Annotated in this window: 17 protein-coding genes and 2 tRNA genes; 8 read left to right on the top strand and 11 right to left on the bottom strand. The window is 71.0% G+C overall.

Annotated features, from left to right (window positions below; all coding sequences use genetic code 11):
* Positions 1–34: 34 nt before the first annotated feature.
* Entirely contained in the window at positions 35–577 is a 543-nt protein-coding gene (locus OHO83_RS18030; protein WP_266673932.1) for a PPA1309 family protein, read from the bottom strand.
* Positions 578–717: 140 nt separating this feature from the next.
* Here OHO83_RS18030 and OHO83_RS18025 point away from each other — a divergent pair, with 140 nt between their 5' ends.
* The 4 genes from OHO83_RS18025 (at position 718) to OHO83_RS18010 (ending at position 6089) form a co-directional block, all read left to right on the top strand.
* Positions 718–3672: a UPF0182 family membrane protein gene (locus OHO83_RS18025; protein ID WP_266676616.1), complete on the top strand. Its 2955-nt coding sequence runs from the start codon at positions 718–720 to the stop codon at positions 3670–3672.
* Between the two features lie 43 nt (positions 3673–3715).
* Positions 3716–3789: transfer RNA gene (locus OHO83_RS18020), tRNA-Met, on the top strand.
* 210 nt (positions 3790–3999) lie between these two features.
* Complete coding sequence (locus tag OHO83_RS18015) at positions 4000–5865, top strand: tetratricopeptide repeat protein (RefSeq protein WP_266673934.1); 1866 nt, start codon at positions 4000–4002, stop codon at positions 5863–5865.
* Positions 5866–6015: 150 nt separating this feature from the next.
* A tRNA-Met gene (locus tag OHO83_RS18010) sits at positions 6016–6089 on the top strand.
* A gap of 69 nt (positions 6090–6158) precedes the next feature.
* On the opposite strand, the gene OHO83_RS18005 is transcribed toward OHO83_RS18010, so the two are convergent.
* The 4 genes from OHO83_RS18005 to OHO83_RS17990 form a co-directional block, all read right to left on the bottom strand.
* Entirely contained in the window at positions 6159–7295 is a 1137-nt protein-coding gene (locus tag OHO83_RS18005; RefSeq protein ID WP_266673936.1) for an ABC transporter substrate-binding protein, read from the bottom strand.
* Between the two features lie 31 nt (positions 7296–7326).
* Positions 7327–8190, bottom strand: a complete 864-nt coding sequence (locus OHO83_RS18000) for an ABC transporter permease (protein ID WP_266673938.1) — start codon at positions 8188–8190, stop codon at positions 7327–7329.
* A complete protein-coding gene (locus tag OHO83_RS17995; protein ID WP_266673940.1) occupies positions 8187–8969 on the bottom strand; it encodes an ABC transporter ATP-binding protein in 783 nt (260 codons plus the stop codon). The genes OHO83_RS18000 and OHO83_RS17995 overlap by 4 nt, the downstream gene beginning before the upstream one ends.
* A 171-nt stretch (positions 8970–9140) precedes the next feature.
* Positions 9141–9557: a Fur family transcriptional regulator gene (locus tag OHO83_RS17990; RefSeq protein WP_266673942.1), complete on the bottom strand. Its 417-nt coding sequence runs from the start codon at positions 9555–9557 to the stop codon at positions 9141–9143.
* Between the two features lie 162 nt (positions 9558–9719).
* Here OHO83_RS17990 and OHO83_RS17985 point away from each other — a divergent pair, with 162 nt between their 5' ends.
* Positions 9720–11201: a catalase gene (locus OHO83_RS17985; RefSeq protein ID WP_323186916.1), complete on the top strand. Its 1482-nt coding sequence runs from the start codon at positions 9720–9722 to the stop codon at positions 11199–11201.
* A 73-nt stretch (positions 11202–11274) separates the two neighbouring features.
* Here the strand turns inward: OHO83_RS17985 and OHO83_RS17980 are convergent, their stop codons facing one another.
* The gene (locus OHO83_RS17980; protein WP_266673946.1) at positions 11275–11676 is read right to left on the bottom strand and encodes a CBS domain-containing protein; all 402 of its coding nucleotides are present in this window, start codon (positions 11674–11676) and stop codon (positions 11275–11277) included.
* Between the two features lie 199 nt (positions 11677–11875).
* A complete protein-coding gene (gene hisN / locus OHO83_RS17975; RefSeq protein ID WP_266673948.1) occupies positions 11876–12670 on the bottom strand; it encodes a histidinol-phosphatase in 795 nt (264 codons plus the stop codon).
* Between the two features lie 132 nt (positions 12671–12802).
* Here hisN and OHO83_RS17970 point away from each other — a divergent pair, with 132 nt between their 5' ends.
* Positions 12803–13402: a TetR/AcrR family transcriptional regulator gene (locus tag OHO83_RS17970; protein ID WP_266673950.1), complete on the top strand. Its 600-nt coding sequence runs from the start codon at positions 12803–12805 to the stop codon at positions 13400–13402.
* A gap of 62 nt (positions 13403–13464) precedes the next feature.
* On the opposite strand, the gene OHO83_RS17965 is transcribed toward OHO83_RS17970, so the two are convergent.
* The 4 genes from OHO83_RS17965 to OHO83_RS17950 all read right to left on the bottom strand — a co-directional run bounded on the left by OHO83_RS17965 (position 13465) and on the right by OHO83_RS17950 (position 17037).
* Complete coding sequence (locus OHO83_RS17965) at positions 13465–13788, bottom strand: DMT family transporter (RefSeq protein ID WP_266673952.1); 324 nt, start codon at positions 13786–13788, stop codon at positions 13465–13467.
* Positions 13789–13904: 116 nt separating this feature from the next.
* Positions 13905–14915: a ribosome small subunit-dependent GTPase A gene (rsgA, locus tag OHO83_RS17960; protein ID WP_266673954.1), complete on the bottom strand. Its 1011-nt coding sequence runs from the start codon at positions 14913–14915 to the stop codon at positions 13905–13907.
* Positions 14916–14931: 16 nt separating this feature from the next.
* Positions 14932–16248: a 3-phosphoshikimate 1-carboxyvinyltransferase gene (gene aroA / locus OHO83_RS17955; protein ID WP_266673956.1), complete on the bottom strand. Its 1317-nt coding sequence runs from the start codon at positions 16246–16248 to the stop codon at positions 14932–14934.
* Positions 16249–16314: 66 nt separating this feature from the next.
* Entirely contained in the window at positions 16315–17037 is a 723-nt protein-coding gene (locus OHO83_RS17950; RefSeq protein ID WP_266673958.1) for a M50 family metallopeptidase, read from the bottom strand.
* 49 nt (positions 17038–17086) lie between these two features.
* Here OHO83_RS17950 and OHO83_RS17945 point away from each other — a divergent pair, with 49 nt between their 5' ends.
* Together OHO83_RS17945 and OHO83_RS17940 are read left to right on the top strand one after the other, a co-directional pair.
* Entirely contained in the window at positions 17087–17902 is an 816-nt protein-coding gene (locus OHO83_RS17945; protein WP_266673960.1) for an SOS response-associated peptidase, read from the top strand.
* A 1-nt stretch (position 17903) separates the two neighbouring features.
* Positions 17904–18581 (top strand): alpha/beta hydrolase family protein, encoded by a 678-nt coding sequence (locus tag OHO83_RS17940; RefSeq protein WP_266673962.1) that lies wholly within the window; start codon positions 17904–17906, stop codon positions 18579–18581.
* Positions 18582–18669: the final 88 nt, after the last annotated feature.

Below are 18669 nucleotides of genomic sequence, written 5' to 3'. Positions count from 1 at the left end.
CACCGTGCGGCGCCCCCTCCGTGCAGTGAGGGTGTTACTCCGCGAACGTCGCCGCGAGGGCCTCGGCCAGGCCCGGGACCAGGTCCGACCCGGTGAGGACCTCGGTGGGGGAGTCCTTCTCGCGCAGGCGCAGCGCCGACTCGCGCGCACCGTCACGCAGCACCGCGACCGTCATCCGGACCTCCTGACGGCCCGGGTGCTTCGCCACCCACCGGGCGAGCTCCGCCTCACCGAGGCCCTCCGGAACGGAGGCCTCCGCGGACGGCGGCAGCATCAGCCGCTCCACCGTCAGGGCGCAGCCGACCACCGGGTCGGGCCAGGCGATGGTGCCGAGGAACTCGTCGAGCGGCTTGTCGGCGGGCACCTCGTCCTGCTCGATCGGGGTGAAGGCCGCGGCCTCCTGCTCGCCGTCCAGGCCGAGCTGGGCCGCGAGGCCGGGTTCCTGGGCCCGCAGGCGGGCGGTGTCGACGAGGGCGAAGAGGCGGGCGGGCTGGTCCCAGCCGAGGCCGGAGGCGTACTCGTCGATCTCGAGTACGGCCCGGGTGAGCGGGCTGGCTGCCATGGGAGTGTTGGACATGGTCACAATCCTGCCTCGTTAGTACCCGGAACCGGGAACTGAGTAAAGCGTGAGTAAGTTGCATAGGTGATGGGTCCGCGATCACGGGGGCCTGACCGATCGATTTCGAACTTTTCGAGGTGCGCACCTTGGCTTTCCAGATGCCGGACCGCGGCGGAGGCCCGACGGGGCCACGGATGAGAGTGGGCCGACCGTCCCGGCGAGTCCGTTCCCTGCTCATGACGCTCGGCGTCCTTGCCGTGCTGGGCATGGCGTTCGTCATGTTCGCAGGGTTCTGGACCGACTGGCTCTGGTACCGATCGGTCAATTACTCGTCCGTCTTCACGACCACCCTGTGGACGAAGATCGGGCTGTTCTTCGTCTTCGGGCTGCTGATGGCGATCGCTGTCGGGCTGAACATCTGGCTCGCGCACCGGCTGCGGCCCCCGCTGAGCGCCATGTCGATGGAGCAGCAGAGCCTCGACCGGTACCGCATGAGCATCGCGCCGTACAAGAAGTGGCTGCTGGTCGGCATCACGGCGCTGGTCGGCCTCATCGCGGGCGCCTCCGCCGCCACCCAGTGGCGCACGTGGCTGATGTGGGTGAACGGCGTGCCGTTCCACCAGAAGGACCCCCAGTTCCACCTCGACGTGGCCTTCTACGCGTTCGACCTGCCGTGGTTCCGGTTCCTGCTCGGCTTCGGCTTCGCGGCGACGATCCTCTCCCTGATCTCGGCCGCGCTGACCCACTACCTGTACGGCGGGCTGCGGATCACCAGCCCCGGCGCGCGCGCCACCGCCGCGGCCACCGGCCATCTCTCCGTGCTGCTCGGCGTGTTCGTGGCCCTCAAGGCGGTCGCGTACTGGCTCGACCGGTACGGGCTCGCGGTGAAGTCCAGCGACTTCAAGGCGACGGACAACTGGACGGGCCTGCGGTACGTCGACGCGAACGCGTATCTGCCCGCCAAGACCATCCTGTTCTGCATCGCCGCGATCTGCGCCGTGCTGTTCTTCGCGACGCTGTGGCGGCGCACCTGGCAGCTGCCCGTCATCGGCTTCGGCCTGATGGTGCTCTCCGCGATCCTGATCGGCGGCCTGTACCCGGCCATCGTGCAGAAGTTCCAGGTGCAGCCGAACGAGCAGTCCAAGGAAGCCCCGTACATCGAGAAGAACATCGAGGCGACCCGCAAGGCGTACGGGATCGCCGGGGTGTCCCCCGTGGACTACACCGGCAAGGGCACGGTCAAGGACTCCAAGAAGCAGCGCACGGACGCCGACTCGGCGGCCAGCTACCGGGTCAACGATCCGAACGTGGTCTCGCCGACGTTCCAGCAGCTGGAGCAGGAGCGGAAGTACTACCAGTTCCCGAAGACCCTCGACGTCGACCGCTACAAGGGCCAGGACACCGTCATCGGCCTGCGTGAGCTCAACCTCGCGGGCGTCGAGAAGCGGAACTGGATCAACGACCACTTCACCTACACGCACGGCTTCGGAGCGGTCGCGGCCAAGGGCACGCAGACCGACCCGGACTCCCCGGGCGCGCCCCTGTTCACCGAGTCGGGCCTGCCCGCCGGCGGCACCCTGGGCTCGTACCAGCAGCGGATCTACTACGGCGAGAAGACCCGCCAGTACTCGATCGTCGGCGGGCCCCAGAAGGAGCTCGACTACGAGCAGGACGACGGCACCCAGAAGACCACGAGCTACAGCGGCGAGGGCGGCGTCGGACTCTCCAACCCGATCACCCGCGCCGCGTACGCGGTGTCCTTCAGCGAGCCGCAGATCCTGTACTCGGGAGCCATCGGCGAGGGCTCGAAGATCCTTTACAACCGCACGCCCAAGGAGCGCGTCGAGGCGGTAGCCCCCTGGCTGACGATCGACGGCGACGCGTACCCGGCGGTCGTCAAGGGCAAGATCCAGTGGGTCGTCGACGCGTACACGACGTCGAACGGATACCCGTACGCGTCCCGTACGACGCTCGGTGACACGACGGCCGACTCCCTCAACGAGGGCGACAACCAGCGCGCGGTGGTGGCCCAGCAGAACCAGGTCAACTACATCCGCAACTCGGTGAAGGCCACCGTCGACGCCTACGACGGCACGGTGAAGCTGTACACGTGGGACGACAAGGACCCGGTCCTCAAGACCTGGAAGAAGGCGTTCCCCGGCACGGTCGAGCCCAAGAGCGCGATCCCGCAGGCGCTCAAGGACCATCTGCGGTACCCGCAGGACATGTTCAAGGTGCAGCGCGAACTGCTGTCCCTGTACCACGTCACGGACTCCGACCAGTTCTACAACGCGTCCGATGCGTGGCAGGTCCCGAACGACCCGACGAAGAAGGACAACAGCGCGGTCCCGCCGTACTACCTGTCCATGAAGATGCCGGGCCAGAGCGACCAGCAGTTCTCGCTGACGACGACGTTCACCCCGAGCGGGCGCCCCAACCTGCGCGCGTTCATGGCGGTCGACGCCGATGCCACCAGCAAGGACTACGGGACGATAAGACTGCTGCGGGTCACCGAGGACAAGGTCTACGGCCCCGAACAGGTGCAGAACAAGCTCAACTCCCTGTCTTCCGTGGCGAACTTCGTCCGCGACATGAAGGGCGCCGACTCGACGGTCCTGTATGGCAATCTGCTGACGGTGCCGCTCGACAAGGGCTTCCTGTACGTCGAGCCGATCTACGCACAGGGGCGCAACGCGGAGTATCCGCTGCTGCGCAAGGTCGCGGTCTCCTACGGCGACAGAACGGGATTCGCCGACAACCTCGGGGACGCGCTGAACCAGGCGTTCGGCGTGGACGGCGCGCAGCCCGCCGAGCCGGAGAAGCCCGGTGGCGACACCACGAAGCCACCGGAGAACTCCACCGTCAAGGAAGCCCTCGCGGACGCCGAGAAGGCCTTCGAGGACGGCCAGGCCGCCATGAAGAAGGGCGACCTGCACGCCTACGCCGACGCGCAGGACAAGCTGGAGGAGGCCCTCCAGCGTGCCGAGAAGGCCCAGTCCGCGGCCGACAAGGCGGCCGGCGACGGCAAGGGCGGGGACAAGAGCGCCGACAAGTCCAGCGACAAGAGCGCTGATCAGAGCGCCGACAAGGACAGTGGGGGCTCGAGCAGCTGAGCGAAGACCCACCTCGCGCCGTGGTACGGTTTGAACACAACGGCGCGGGGTGGAGCAGCTCGGTAGCTCGCTGGGCTCATAACCCAGAGGTCGCAGGTTCAAATCCTGTCCCCGCTACTGAAGACGAAGGCCCGGATCCTGATCTTTCAGGATCCGGGCCTTCGTCGTGTGCGTGGGAACCGTCTGTACGTGCGAAGCGTGCCTCTCCCGGGGGTAGTTGAGGTTTTCGTGTTTCACTTATCTCTCTGTGGGCATGTCGACAAAACGCTGTAGTGACCTCACTGGCTGCGGTATACCAGGTGTACCCAGGTTGCAGGTGGTGCGACGATGGACGTTATGGGGGACAAGGCAACTCTGTTGGAGACAGGGCGGTTTGTGCAGCCGGCCGACCGGGAGGAACCCGGGGCGGCCGCAGAGGAAGAACGCCATCGGCCGGCCGCCGAGTCCGGCGACGTCGAGGCGATGAGTGTCCTCGGAGCCATGCTGCTGCGCCGCGGTGACCTCGACGGAGCCGAGCCCCAGCTGCGCGCTGCCACCGCCGCGGGCGACCGCGCCGCCGCCAACAACCTCGGTGTCCTGCTGCACCAGCGCGGTTACGCGGACGAGGCCGCCGGCTGGTGGCGCATCGCCGCCGTCGCCGGATCCGCCCCCGCCGCGCACGCGCTCGGCCGCCACCACCGCGAGCGCGGCGACGAGCCCGCCGCCGAGTACTGGCTGCGGCAGTCCGCCGAACAGGGCCACGCCCTCGGCGCGTACGCGCTGGCCGACCTCCTCGAACACCGCAGCGATGTCGGCGCCGAGCGCTGGATGCGCGCCGCCGCCGAGCACGGCCATCGCGAGGCCGCCTACCGGCTCGCCCGCACCCTCGACCGGCGTGCCGCACAGGAGCGTCCCGAGGGAGCGCTGCGTGGTGCGCCCGCGCCCGCCGACGACAGCGACGCCCCCGGCGACGCGACCGCGACCGGCGCCCGCAGGAAGCTGCCCGCGGCCGCGGAGGCCGAACAGTGGTACCGCCAGGCCGCCGCGCGCGGACACCGCCGTGCCGCCCTGCACCTCGGAGCGATCCTGGAGAAGCGCGGCGAGCTCAAGGAGGCCGGCCGCTGGTACCTGAACTCCGCGAAGGACGGCGAGCCCCGCGCCGCCTGCGCGCTCGGCTTCCTGCTGCGCGACGCCGGTGACGAGGAGAGCGCCGGGGTCTGGTGGCTGCGCGCCGCCCAGGAGGGCGACGGCAACGCTGCCAACGCGCTCGGCGCGCTGCACGCCCAGCGCGGCGAGACCCAGACCGCCGAGCGTTGGTACCGCGCCGCCATGGACGCGGGCGACATCAACGGCGCGTACAACCTCGGCCTGCTCTGCGCCGAGCAGGGCCGCACCGCGCAGGCCGACCAGTGGTACCGGCGTGCCGCGTACGCGGGCCACCGCGAGGCGGCGAACGCGCTGGCCGTGCTGCTTCTCCAGGGCGGCGACGCGGCGGGCGCCGAGCCGTGGTTCTCCAAGGCCGCCGAGGCGGGCAGCGTGGACGCCGCCTTCAACCTCGGCATCCTGTACGCCGGCCGGGACGACGAGGGCGCCGCCCTCCAGTGGTACGAGCGGGCCGCGGCGGGCGGGCACACCGAGGCCGCGCTCCAGGCCGGGATCGCCCGGCTGCGGGACGGCGACGAGCGGGACGCCGAGCGGCATCTGCGGTGCGCCGCAGGCGGGGGCAGCGCGGAGGGCGCGTACCGCCTGGCCACGGTCCTCGACGCGCGGCAGCCCCCGGTCGGGCCCCCCGCGCTCGGCGAGTGCGTCAGTGAGCGCGCCGAGTGCGAGGAGTGGTACGAGCGGGCCGCCGAGCAGGGGCACCGGCGCGCGCAGGTGCGCGTCGGGATGCTGGCCGCGGCGCGGGGCGACATCGTCTGCGCGGCGCGCTGGTACCGCGAGGCCGCGGAGGCGGGCTCGCGCAACGGTGCGTTCAACCTGGGGCTGCTGCTCGCCCGCGAGGGGAGCGAGCCGGAGGCCGCGCTGTGGTGGACGCGCGCGGCCGACGCCGGTCACGGGCGCGCGGCGCTGCGGCTCGCGCTGCTGTGCGCGCGCCGCGGCGACCTCGTCGAGGGGCAGCGGTGGGCGCACCGGGCGGTGGAGCTCGGTCCGGCCGAGGTGGCCGAGCGGGCCGGGCGGTTGCGGGACGCACTGCGGTCGGAGCTGTCCGCGTAGCGGAGGCCACATCGGGGTGCGGCGGGGTCCGGACGGGCCCCGCCGCACCCCGTTTCGCCGGCCTTTTCCGCCTGTTCGCACCCGTGCAGGCCAGGCGCCGGAAGGGATTTGCGCTGGTCGGGGGCGGTCGCGTAGAGTCGTGTTTACCGACGCGGGGTGGAGCAGCTCGGTAGCTCGCTGGGCTCATAACCCAGAGGTCGCAGGTTCAAATCCTGTCCCCGCTACTGAAGGTCTGAGGCCCGAAACCAATGGTTTCGGGCCTCAGCTCTGTTTCCGGCCGGGTGAGCCCGGGGTCACGGCTTGTGGCCCACCGCCTCCCCGTACAGCGCCCGGTCCACGACCTTGTCCTCCGGAAGCGGGTCCCCCTTGGAGACGCCGGCCGCACGGTACGCGGCCTGGAGCCGGTCCGTCGTGCCTGCCCTGATCTCCCAGTCCATCCGCAGCGACGGCGTCGACTCCAGTACGGCCTTGTCGGTCTTCAGGAGCCCGGCGAGGTCGGCGACGAACGCCGGGTCCTTCTTGTAGTCGCCCGCGAAGTACGTGTTGACCGTGCGGATGTACGCGCGCAGCAGCGCGACCCCGGCGTCCGGGTCCTCCTTGAGGAGCTTCGGGCCGAACAGGAGACCGCCGAGGGGTTCGCCGAGCGGCTGACCGCCCAGGAACGCGTACCGCTTGTCGCCGTCGACCTTGCGCCACACCGGGTCGAGCAGCCATGCCGAGTCGACCCCGCCGTTCTGGAGCGCGGTCAGGACGTCGGCCGAGCCCAGCTGCTGGAACTGGATCTTGTCAAGGCCGCCGCCGTGCTTCTTCAGCGCCTTGTCCATGGGGTACGAGATGACCGAGCCCTTGCCGATCATCGTGCCGAGCCTGCGTCCGGCCATCGGGACGTGGTCCGGGCTCTGCCCCTTCTTCAGTCGCACCCACATACCGCTCTTGGACTTCGGGTCCGGGGAGAAGTTCCCGGCGACCCACTTGATGTCGAAGCCGCCGCTGACGCCGTTCATCACCGCGGCCTCGGGCGCCGCCCACTGTGCGTCGATGTCCCCCTTGGCCAGCAGCGGGAGCGCGTCCGGGGTCGGCAGGACCTTCAGGGTGACGTCGAGACCCTCCTTCTTGAACTCGCCCTTCTGTACGGCCAGTTCGAGCGGGGCCACGTACTCGGCGCTCAGGGTGCCGGTCGCGATGGTGAGCTTGCGGGTCTTCGTGAGCTTCACCGGGGCCGGGGTGCCCTTGTCGCAGCGGGCGGGTGCGCGGTCGGCGGCCAGGTCCGACGGATCGGTCCAGCCGGTCTTCCCGCAGCCCGCCACCGCCTTGACCGTGCGGGGCTTCGCGGCCGTGTCCGGCGAGGAGTCGCTGTTGCCGCCGCAGCCGGCCGAGGCGAGCAGGGTGCCGGTCGCGAGCAGGGTCGTACAGACGAGTCTGGTGCGCATGGATTCTCCGTACGGGAAGGGGCGGTGGAGGTCAGGACTGGCCGCGGCCGCGGTCGCGCGGAGCCCACGGGGTGAGCAGCCGGCCCGCGATGCGCACCAGTTCGGAGAAGACGACGCCGAGCACGGCGACACAGACGATGCCGACGAACATCACGTCGTTCTGGAAGAGGGCGCGGGCGTCGAAGATCAGGTGGCCGAGGCCGTTCGTGGCCGCGATCTGCTCCGAGGCGACGATCACGAGGACCGCGACGCCCGCGGCGATGCGGGCGCCGACCAGGACCGCGGGCAGCGACGCGGGCAGCAGGACGTGCCGGAACATCTGCCACGGAGAGGCGCCGAAGACCTGGCCGGCGTCCCGGTGGCCGGAGGGGACGGCGAGCACCGCCGCCATCGTGGAGATCCAGACGAAGAAGAAGACGGTCGCGGCGACCAGCGCGATCTGCGGGCCCTCGCCCAGGCCGAACATGTTCAGGAAGATCGGCAGCAGGGCCAGCTTCGGGACGACGTAGAGGGCGTCCAGCATGGGTTCGAGGGCGGCGCGGACGACGGAGAGCGAGCCCATCAGGAGGCCGAGGGCGTATCCGGTGACGGTGCCGATCGCGTATCCGGCGAGCACGCGCTTGAGGGTGGCCCACACGTCCGGCCACAGGTCGCCGTCCGCGGCGCGGTGCCAGCCGTCGACGAGGATCGTGGACGGCGCCGGGTAGACGCGGTCGTCGATCCACGCCTGGGTGGCGGCGAGCTGCCACAGCAGGACCAGGACGAGAGGGACGGCGACGGCGAGCGAGAGTTCGAGGGCGCGGCGCCTGCGGTGGGTGCGGGCGGGGTGCAGCTCCTGTGGGCCCGGCCGTCTCACCAGGAGCGTCGTGTCTTCCTTCGGGGCGGTCGTCGTCATGCCGGGACCACCTCGTCGCGCCGTACCTCGCCCCGCAGCAGATCCCACAACTCGCCTTTCAGGGCGGTGAATTCGGGCGTCGAGCGGATGTCGCCGGTGCGCGGCCGGGCGAACGGCGGGCGGCGCTCGGCGATGATGCGGCCCGGCCGCGCCGACATCACGAGGACGCGGTCGCCCAGCACGATCGCCTCTTCCAGGCTGTGGGTGATGAAGAGGGTGGTGGTGCGGGTGGTCTGGGTGAGGTCGAGGAGCTCGTCCTGGAGGATCGTGCGCAGCTGGGCGTCGAGGGCCGCGAACGGCTCGTCCATGAGGAGGATCTCGGGCTCCACGGCGAGCGCGCGGGCGATGGCGACGCGCTGGCGCATGCCGCCGGACAGCGCGGACGGATAGGCGTCCGCGAAGTCGGCGAGGCCCATGCGGGTGAGCCAGTCGGTGGCGCGGGCGTCTGCCTCTTTGCGGGGGACCTTCTGGATGTCGAGGCCGAAGCGGACGTTGGCCAGGACCGTCTTCCAGTCGTAGATCCCGTAGTCCTGGAAGATCATCGCGGCCGGGCGGGCGCTGTCGGTGCGGATGGCCAGCTCACCGGCGGTCGGGCGCAGCAGACCGGCGGCGATGCGCAGGAGGGTGGACTTCCCGCAGCCGGAGGGGCCGACCACGCAGGTGAACTCGCCGGAGGCGATGGTGAGGTCGAGGGGGCCGAGGGCCGCCACCGTGCGGTGGCCTCGGCCGAAGGACCGGGTGAGCGTGCGGGCCTGGAGTTTGGGGTGCGGATCTCCCACGGTTTCCCTCCCGGGGTGCGGTGGAGGTGGGCGCCGCCGACGATATGACGGGTCGTCAGATTGGGGAAGGGGGCGGGTTGTTGAGATGCGTACCAAAGGGGTGCGCGAAACGGGCACGCGAAGAGGGCCCGCACCGTTCGGTGCGGGCCCTCTTCGGAGGATTCGTGTGCGCTACGCCGTCGCGCAGTTCGGGCAGACGCCCCGGTACGTCACCTCGACGTCCGAGATCGTGAAGCCGAAGCGCTCGGAGTCGGGGAGGTCGGTGAGGGGGTTGCCGCTCGGGTGGACGTCCCGGATCGCGCCGCACCGGGCGCAGACCAGGTGCTGGTGCGGGCGGTGCGCGTTCGGGTCGTAGCGCTTGGCCCGCTTGTCCGTGGCGACCTCGATGACCTCACCGAGGGAGACCATCTCGCCGAGTGTGTTGTAGACGGTCGCCCGGGAGATCTCGGGGAGCTTGGCGACGGCGCGGGCGTGCACCTCATCGGCCGTCAGGTGTACGTGGTCCCCGTCGAGGACCTCGGCCACGACGCGCCGCTGTGCGGTCATACGCCATCCGCGTCCGCGCAGTCGTTCCAACAGGTCACTCATGAGGGCCAGCCTAACAGGCGGGGGGACCAGGTCCCGAACGGGTGTGACTTTGGAAGTCTACTTGACTTAGACATTGTCCATTGTAGGATCGGGAACGGCTTTGGCCAAGGGACAGGACTTGCAGCAGATGAGGGCGCGGCAAAAGCCGCTCCAGTGGAGCCGGTGCTTGCACCGGGGCAGGAGGCGCACGTGACGTCGCAGGGACCGCTCACCACGGAGGCCGGCGCGCCGGTCGCCGACAACCAGAACAGCGAGACCGCGGGCGTCGGCGGGCCTGTCCTGGTCCAGGACCAGGCGCTGCTCGAGAAGCTCGCGCACTTCAACCGCGAGCGCATCCCGGAGCGCATCGTGCACGCCCGCGGCGCGGGTGCGTACGGCACGTTCACGCTGACCCGGGACGTCTCGCAGTGGACGCGGGCCAAGTTCCTCTCCGAGGTCGGCAAGCAGACCGAGACGTTCCTGCGGTTCTCCACCGTCGCCGGCAGCCTCGGCTCCGCGGACGCCGTGCGTGACCCCCGCGGCTTCGCGCTGAAGTTCTACACGGAGGAGGGGAACTACGACCTCGTCGGTAACAACACTCCGGTGTTCTTCATCAAGGACGCCATCAAGTTCCCCGACTTCATCCACACGCAGAAGCGCGACCCGTACACGGGCTCGCAGGAGGCCGACAACGTGTGGGACTTCTGGGGCATGAGCCCCGAGTCGACGCACCAGGTCACCTGGCTCTTCGGCGACCGCGGCATCCCGGCGACGCTGCGCCACATGAACGGGTACGGCTCGCACACGTATCAGTGGAACAACGAGGCCGGCGAGGTCTTCTGGGTCAAGTACCACTTCAAGACCGACCAGGGGATCAAGAACCTCACCGCCGGGGAGGCCGCGAAGCTCGCCGGTGAGGACCCGGACTCGCACCAGCGCGACCTGCGCGAGGCCATCGAGCGCGGCGAGTTCCCGTCCTGGACCGTGCAGGTCCAGATCATGCCGGCGGCCGACGCGGCGAACTACCGCTTCAACCCGTTCGACCTCACCAAGGTCTGGCCGCACGAGGACTACCCGGCGATCGAGATCGGCAAGCTGGAGCTCAACCGCAACCCGGAGAACATCTTCGCCGAGGTCGAGCAGTCCATCTTCAGCCCCGCGCACTTCGTGCCGGGCATCGGCCCCTCGCCCGACAAGATGCTCCAGGGCCGCCTCTTCGCGTACGGCGACGCGCACCGCTACCGCGTCGGCATCAACGCCGACCACCTGCCGGTGAACCGTCCGCACGCCACCGAGGCGCGCACCAACTCCCGTGACGGCTACCTGTACGACGGCCGCCACAAGGGCGGGAAGAACTACGAGCCGAACTCCTTCGGCGGCCCGTTCCAGACGGACCGGCCGCTGTGGGTGTCGACGCCGGTCACCGGCGGCACCGGCAACCACGAGGCTCCCTCGCACGTCGAGGACGACGACTTCGTGCAGGCGGGCGACCTCTACCGCCTGATGTCCGAGGACGAGAAGGCCCGCCTGATCGAGAACCTCGCCGGCAACATCGCGGGCGTCTCCCGCGACGACATCGCCGAGCGCGCGATCGGCAACTTCCGCCGGGCGGACGGTGACTTCGGCAAGCGCCTCGAGGCCGCGGTCCAGGCCCTTCGCGGCTGACCGGGACGCTTGACGCAGGCAGAGGGCCGGCTCCCTTCGGGGGCCGGCCCTCTTGTGTGCCCGACGCGAGGTCCTAGTTCACCAGCGTCGTCGACCGGCGCCGGGCCGGGGCCCAGCAGCGGATGATGTCGCGGACCGACACGATGCCGACCGGCTCCTGGTCGTCGAGCACGATGAGATGCCGGAAGCCGCCGTGGGCCATGGCCTCGGCGGCCTCCTGGAGCGTCCACGCCGGGGCGGCGAAGACGACGTCGGTCGTGGTGTGGGTGCCGGCGGTCTCTTGGTCGGGGTTCTGGCCGAGGCCGAGTGAGTTGAGGATGTCGCGCTCGGTCAGAATGCCGATTCCGCAGGTGTCGGGGTCGAGGACGACCGCCGCGCCGACGCGGCGCTCGGACATCAGCCGGGCCGACCTGCGCAGCGTGTGGGCGGGGCCGATGGTGAGGACCACCGTGCTCATGGCGTCGCGGACGAGCATGGGCGTGAGCCACCTCCTTGGTGAATCCGCGACCTCCGGGATGCCGAAGGATTGCCTCCGGTCCCGACCTGGAGAACGGATTCACAAGTTCACAAGTGGGGGGACTCTCAGAGTCGCAGCCGTTCGGCCCGTCAACAAGGGGGCGCGGAAGGTCCGTTGCGCCGCTACGGTGCTTCCGCACGCCGTAGCGGCGGGACACTCACGTCTGCAGGTAGCTCAGGAGCTCGCCGTGGAGCAGGCCGTTCGACGCCGCCGCGTTGCCGCTGTGCGGGCCGTGTCGCCCGTCGAGGCCGGTGAAGACGCCGCCCGCCTCCGTCACGATGATCGCGTTCGCCGCCATGTCCCACAGGGAGAGCTCCGGCTCCGCCGCCATGTCGACCGAGCCCTCGGCGACCATCATGTACGGCCAGAAGTCGCCGTAACCGCGCGTGCGCCACACCGCGCGCGTGAGGTCGAGGAAGCCGTCGAGCCGGCCCTGCTCCTCCCAGCCGCTCAGCGAGGAGTAGGCGAACGACGCGTCCGCGAGGCGCCCGACCTTCGAGACGTGCAGGCGCGAGGCCGACGTCAGACTGCGGCCCGTGAAGGCGCCCGCACCCTTCGCCGCCCACCAGCGGCGGCCGAGCGCCGGCGCGGAGACGACACCGACCACCGGCTGGTAGCCGCCCTCGCCCGCCTCCATCAGCGAGATGAGCGTCGCCCAGACCGGCACGCCGCGTACGTAGTTCTTGGTGCCGTCGATCGGGTCGACGACCCAGCGGCGCGGGCCCGTGCCCTCGATCCCGTACTCCTCGCCGAGGATCGCGTCCCGTGGCCGTGCCCGCTTGAGCTGACCGCGGATGAGCTCCTCCGCGGCCTTGTCGGCCTCGCTCACCGGCGTCATGTCCGGCTTGGTCTCGACCTTCAGGTCGAGGGCCTTGAACCGGTCCATGGTGGCCGCGTCGGCGGCGTCCGCGAGGACGTGGGCGAGACGCAGATCATCGTGATAGTCGGGCATGGGTGAACAGTATCGATCGAGGTCGGTCCGGGGCCACAGGGCGCCGGGCCCGGCGGCTCGCGAGGGCTATTGACAGGGCACACGGGCGCGTCAACCCTGGCGGTTGAGCCGCTACGGCGTGGGGAGGCGACGATGCCCACAGCGCGGGAGTCCTTGCTCGACGCGGCCGGTACGGCGCTGGCCGGGCGCCCCTGGTCCCTGGTGCGCATGATCGACGTGGCGGCCGTCGCCGGGGTGTCCCGGCAGACCCTCTACAACGAGTTCGGTACCAAGGACGGGCTCGCGCGCGCCCTCGTCCGGCGCGAGGCCGACGCCTATCTGGCCGGCGTCGACCGCGCCCTGAAGGAGGCCGGGATCGAGGCCGTCGCCGAGTGGACCGTCACCGCGGCCGACTCCAGCGCACTCGTGAGGGCCGTGCTCACCGGCTGCTGGGGCGAGCGGCTGCCCGCCCCGGTGCCCGGCGGGGTGCCCTCGTCGTCCACCGTGCCCGCACAGCGGCGGGCCGACGGGCCGCTCCCTGGTCCCGGCGACCTGGTGAAGCTGGTCCGCGAGCGGGCCGCGGCCGCGCTCCGTTCGGCGGGGCGGCCGAGGGCGGAGGCGGACCAGCTGGCCCGCGACTGCGAACTGGCCGTCCGGCTCGCGCTGTCCTGCCTGCTCGCCCCCGTCGGCGAGGGCGGCATCACGCGCCTCGTGCGGGACGCGCTGCCTCATCACCGGCAACGAGCAGGGTGAACGGCCCGCCGGAGAAGCCGTGTTGAGGGCGCGCGGCCTCGCGAGGGCCGCCCCCTGTCAGTTCAGTGCGCCGATCCCGACAGCTGGAGCCCGATCACGCCGACGATCACGAACGAGATCGAGACGAGCTTGAGGGTGGAGACCAGGTCGTCGAGGAAGACCATGCCGTAGATCGCGGTGCCCGCGGCGCCGATGCCCGTCCACACCGCGTACGCGGGACCCACGTCGAGCTTGCGCAGGGCGAGCGTGAGGAGGCCGAAGCTGCCGAGGGCGAAGCAGCAGAACGCGATCGTCGGCCAGAGGCGGGTGAAGCCGTGCGAGAGCTTCAGGCAGACCGCGAAGCCGGTCTCGAGAATCCCCGCCACGATGACCAGCAGCCACGCCATGTGCTTGCCTCCAGCATCTTCGACTTCCGTGACCGCTTCGTACGGTTTCGATCTTGCGTCCGGCTTGGTGCGATTATGCACTTACCGTCGCGGGGCGGTCGCAAACAACGCTGAGGTCAGTCGCCCTCGCGCCGCTCCCTCGTGGCGAGCAGCCGCCGCAGTGAGTACAGACGCGCGGGATCGGCCTGTCCCTGCTCGACCCACTCGTCGAGCGCGCAGTCCGGCTCGTCGTGGCTGCAGGCGCGCGGACAGTTCTCCGTGCCCGGCTCCAGGTCGGGGAAGGCGTGGATGACGCGGGACGGGTCGACGTAGTGCAGACCGAAGGAGCGCACGCCCGGGGTGTCGATCACCCAGCCGTGATCGTCGGGCAGCGGCAGCGCGAGCGCGGACGTCGTGGTGTGCCGGCCGCGGCCCGTGACCGCGTTGACATGGCCCGTCGTACGCCGGCTGCCCTTCGGCACCAGCGCGTTCACCAGCGTCGTCTTGCCGACGCCGGAGTGACCGACGAACACGGTGATCTTGCCGTCGAGCTGCTCGCGCACCCTGGCGACCGCCGCCCCGCTCTCCAGCTCGTCCCGGCTCGTGACGACATAGGGGACGCCCAGCGCCCCGTACATCTCCAGGAGTTTGTCCGGCGGGTCGAGGTCCGACTTGGTCAGGACCAGGAGCGGGTCGAGGCCGCTGTCGTACGCGGCGACGAGGCACCGGTCGATCATGCGCGGGCGCGGCTCAGGGTCCGCGAGGGCCGTGACGATGGCCAGCTGGTCGGCGTTGGCGACGACCACGCGCTCGTACGGGTCGTCGTCGTCGGCCGTGCGGCGCAGGACGGAGGTGCGCTCCCCGATGCGGACGATGCGCGCGAGGGTGTCCTTCTTGCCGGACAGATCCCCGACGACGGACACCTGGTCGCCGACCACGGCCGCCTTGCGGCCCAGCTCGCGGGCCTTCATCGCGGTGACCGGGATGTCGTCGATGAGGACGGTGAGGCGCCCGCGGTCCACGGTCAGGACCATGCCGTCAGCGGCGTCCTCGTGCTTCGGGCGGATGTTCGTGCGCGGGCGGTTGCCCTTGCGGTTGGGGCGGACGCGGATGTCGTCCTCGTCGGGGTTCTTGCCGTAGCGGCGCATGATCTCGATCCGCCCGTCAGTTCCCCAGCATCCCGGCCCACAGGTCGGGGAAGTCGGGCAGGGTCTTGGCGGTCGTCCCCACGTTCTCGATCTCCACGCCCGGCACGGCGAGGCCGATGATCGCGCCCGCGGTGGCCATGCGGTGGTCGTCGTAGGTGTGGAAGATCCCGCCGTGCAGGCGGCGCGGCCGGATGTGCAGGCCGTCGGCGGTCTCGGTGACGTCGCCGCCGAGCTCGTTGATCTCCTTGGTGAGCGCGGCCAGGCGGTCCGTCTCGTGCAGACGCAGGTGCGCCACGCCCCGCAGCGTGGAGGGGGAGTCGGCGAGGGCCGCGACGGCCGCGATGCCGGGCGTCAGCTCCCCGACCTCGCTCAGGTCCACGTCGATGCCGTGGACGGAGCCGGAACCGGTGAACTCGAGCCCCTGCTCGGTCAGTTCGCAGGAGCCGCCCATCAGAGTGAAGATCTCGCGCAGCCGGTCGCCGGGCTGCGTCGTGCGCTCCGGCCAGTCGGGGACGATGACCTTGCCGCCGGTGACGAGGGCCGCGGCCAGGAACGGCTGGGCGTTCGACAGGTCGGGCTCCACCGTCAGATCGCGGCCGAGCAGTGCGCCCGACGTGACCCGCCAGACGTTCGGCTCGCCGCCGGACTCCGGGGTGTCGACCTGGGCGCCGACCGTGCGCAGCATGTCGACGGTCATCCGGATGTGCGGCATCGAGGGCAGCGGGCCGCCGACGTGGCGCACCTCCACCCCCTGGTTGAAGCGCGGCGCGGACAGCAGGAGGGCGCTGACGAACTGCGACGAGGAGGACGCGTCGATCTCGACCCGGCCGCCGTCGAGGGCGCCGCCGCCGTGCACCGTCATCGGGAGCGAGCCGCGGTTGTCGTCGTCGATCCGGGCGCCGAGCACGCGCAGCGCGTCGATCACGCCGTTCAGCGGCCGCTCGTACGAACGGGGGTCTCCGTCGAAGCGCACCGGGCCGTCGGCGAGCGCCGCGACCGGGGGCAGGAAGCGCATCACCGTGCCGGCGTTGCCCACGTCGACCGTGGCCGGGCCGCGCAGCCCCGAGGGGATCACGCGCCAGGCCTCGCCGGAACCGTCCGGGCCCACGCCCTCCTCGATGCCGACGCCCATGGCGCGCAGGGCGGCCGCCATCAGGAGCGTGTCGCGCGAGCGCAGCGGGCGGCGCAGCCAGCCCGGCTCGGCGGCGAGCGCGGCCAGGACGAGCGCGCGGTTGGTGACCGACTTCGACCCCGGCACATGGACCGTCGCGAAGACGGGGCCGCTCGCGTGCGGGGCGGGCCAGAGAGAGGTGTGCGCGGGGGTTTCGGTCATGCCTTTACTTTAGTGGGCTCAGGCGATGGGGCCGGATCACGAGCCCCCGCCCCGCCGAGCAGGGGGTCACAGTCCGAGCAGCCAGCGGCCCCCGCCGAGCAGTGAGCACACCGAGACGGCGTGGAAGAAGAACAGCCACATCCCGGCCGGCACGTGCGTGAGCCGCGACAGCTGGTCCGCGTCCGAGTCGCCGGCCCCGCCCCGCCTGCGCTTGCTCTGCAGCTCGAACGCGGGCCGTACGCCGCCCAGGAGCAGGAACCACACGACGACGTACGCGAAGGCGGCCTGGACCTGCGGCCCCGCCAGCCAGGACACGAGCACGAAGGTGCCGCCGGTCAGGATCACGGTCAGCGCGCCGTACGCGTTCCTGATCATCACGAGCAGCGCCACGAGCAGGGCCGTGGCCAGCCACAGGAGGGCCGTGATGTGTCCCGCGGCGAGCAGCGCGGCGCCGCCGAGGCCGAGGAGCGGGGGAGCGGTGTAGCCGGCGGCCGCGGTCAGGATCATGCCGAGGCCCGACGGCTTGCCGCGGCTGACGGTGAGGCCGCTGGTGTCGGAGTGCAGCCTGATGCCGTCGAGACGGCGCCCGCTGAGCAGGGCCACGATGCCGTGCCCGCCCTCGTGGGCGATGGTGATCGCGTTGCGGGAGAGCCGCCATATGTTGTGCGGGACGACCGCGGCGAGCGCGACCGCCACTGTGGCGAACACCACCCACTGGTCGGGGTCGGACTGGCTGCCGAAGACCCGGTCCCACAGGTCGGCGGCGCCGGTACTCGCGTTGACGTACATGGTTGGAGCGGCTCCCTCTGGCGGGCCAGTATCTGGCACTGTGGCACGTATGTGCGGACGGTATGCATCGAGTCGTAGGCCCGAGGATCTCGCAGGAATCTTTGAGATCGAGAAGTGGGAGCCCGAAGAGACCCTCGCGCCCGACTTCAACGTGGCCCCGACCAAGGAGGTCTACGCGGTACTCGACCGCCCTGTGAAGGACGCGGCCGACCGGAATCCGGTTCGCCAGCTGCGCACTCTCAAGTGGGGCCTCGTGCCGTCGTGGTCGAAGACCCCCGAGGGCGGCGCCCGGATGATCAACGCCCGCGCCGAGACGGTGTCCGAGAAGCCCTCGTACCGCCGCGCCTTCTCCAGCCGCCGCTGCATCCTGCCCGCCGACGGCTACTACGAGTGGGTCACCGGGGTCGGCGAGCGCGACCTGGAGGTCGAGGGCAAGAAGAAGCGGCCGCGCAAGCAGCCCTACTTCGTCACGCCCGCCGACGGCTCCGTCTTCGCGATGGCGGGCCTGTACGAGTTCTGGCGCGACCGCACCCTGCCCGACGAGCACCCCCTCGCCTGGTGGGTGACCTGCACCGTCATCACCACCGAGGCGGAGACCGCGCCGCTCGCCGTCGCGCCCGACGAGGGGCCCCGCTCGCTCTTCGACATCCACCCCCGGATGCCGCTCATGCTCACCCCGGACCGGTGGGACGCCTGGCTCGACCCGGCCCGCACCGACGTCGACGACCTGAAGTCCCTGCTCGCGCCGCCGCCGGAGGGCCTGATGCGGGCGTACCCCGTGTCGACGTCGGTCAGCAACGTGCGCAACAACGGTCCGGAGCTGCTCAAGGAGCTGGAGGGGCCCGAGGAGGGCACACTCTTCTGACGTGACCAAGAACACGACCGCGAACGCCGCCGAGCCCACCGCCAGGACCGAGACCGTCGCGACCGGCGCCGGCGAAGCGCGCGTCACCTGGCATCCGGCCCCCGCGAAGCAGGCCCGGCTCGTCCTGGCCCTCAGCCATGGCGCCGGTGGCGGCATCGAGGCGCGCGACCTGAAGGCCGTCGCCGCCGAGCTGCCCGCCCACGGTGTGACCGTCGCCCTCGTCGAGCAGCCGTGGCGGGTGGCCGGCAAGAAGGTGGCACCCGCACCGAAGACCCTGGACATCGGCTGGCGCGGGGTGTGGCCCGCGCTGGAGAAGCCGGGGCTGCCGGTCGTCTCGGGCGGGCGCAGCGCGGGCGCGCGCGTGGCGTGCCGCACGGCCCAGGAGCTCGGCGCGGCCGCCGTCCTCGCCCTGAGCTTCCCGCTCCACCCGCCTGGCCGCCCCGAGAAGTCCCGCGCCGACGAACTGCTCGGCGCCGGGGTCCCCACCCTCGTCGTCCAGGGCGGCAACGACCCCTTCGGCAAGCCCGCCGAATTCCCCGGCTCCACCGCGTACGAACTCGTCGAAATCCCGTACGGGGACCATGGATTCGCGGTGCCGAAGCGGGCGGACATCGGCCAGGACGAGGCCCTCGCGCTCATCGTGGACGCCGTCGTCAAGTGGGCCGGATCACTCGCGTGACCCCCGGGAATGTTGGGGCCCGGACCTCTGTTGTCCGGAACAGACGGTACGAGAGTGCTGTCGAAGACTTGCGAGAAGTCACTTGTTG

This window comes from Streptomyces sp. NBC_00569, from assembly GCF_036345255.1.
GTDB lineage: Bacteria > Actinomycetota > Actinomycetes > Streptomycetales > Streptomycetaceae > Streptomyces.
Note: the sequence above shows the minus strand (reverse complement) of the source record. Positions and strands in the feature narration are given on the sequence as shown.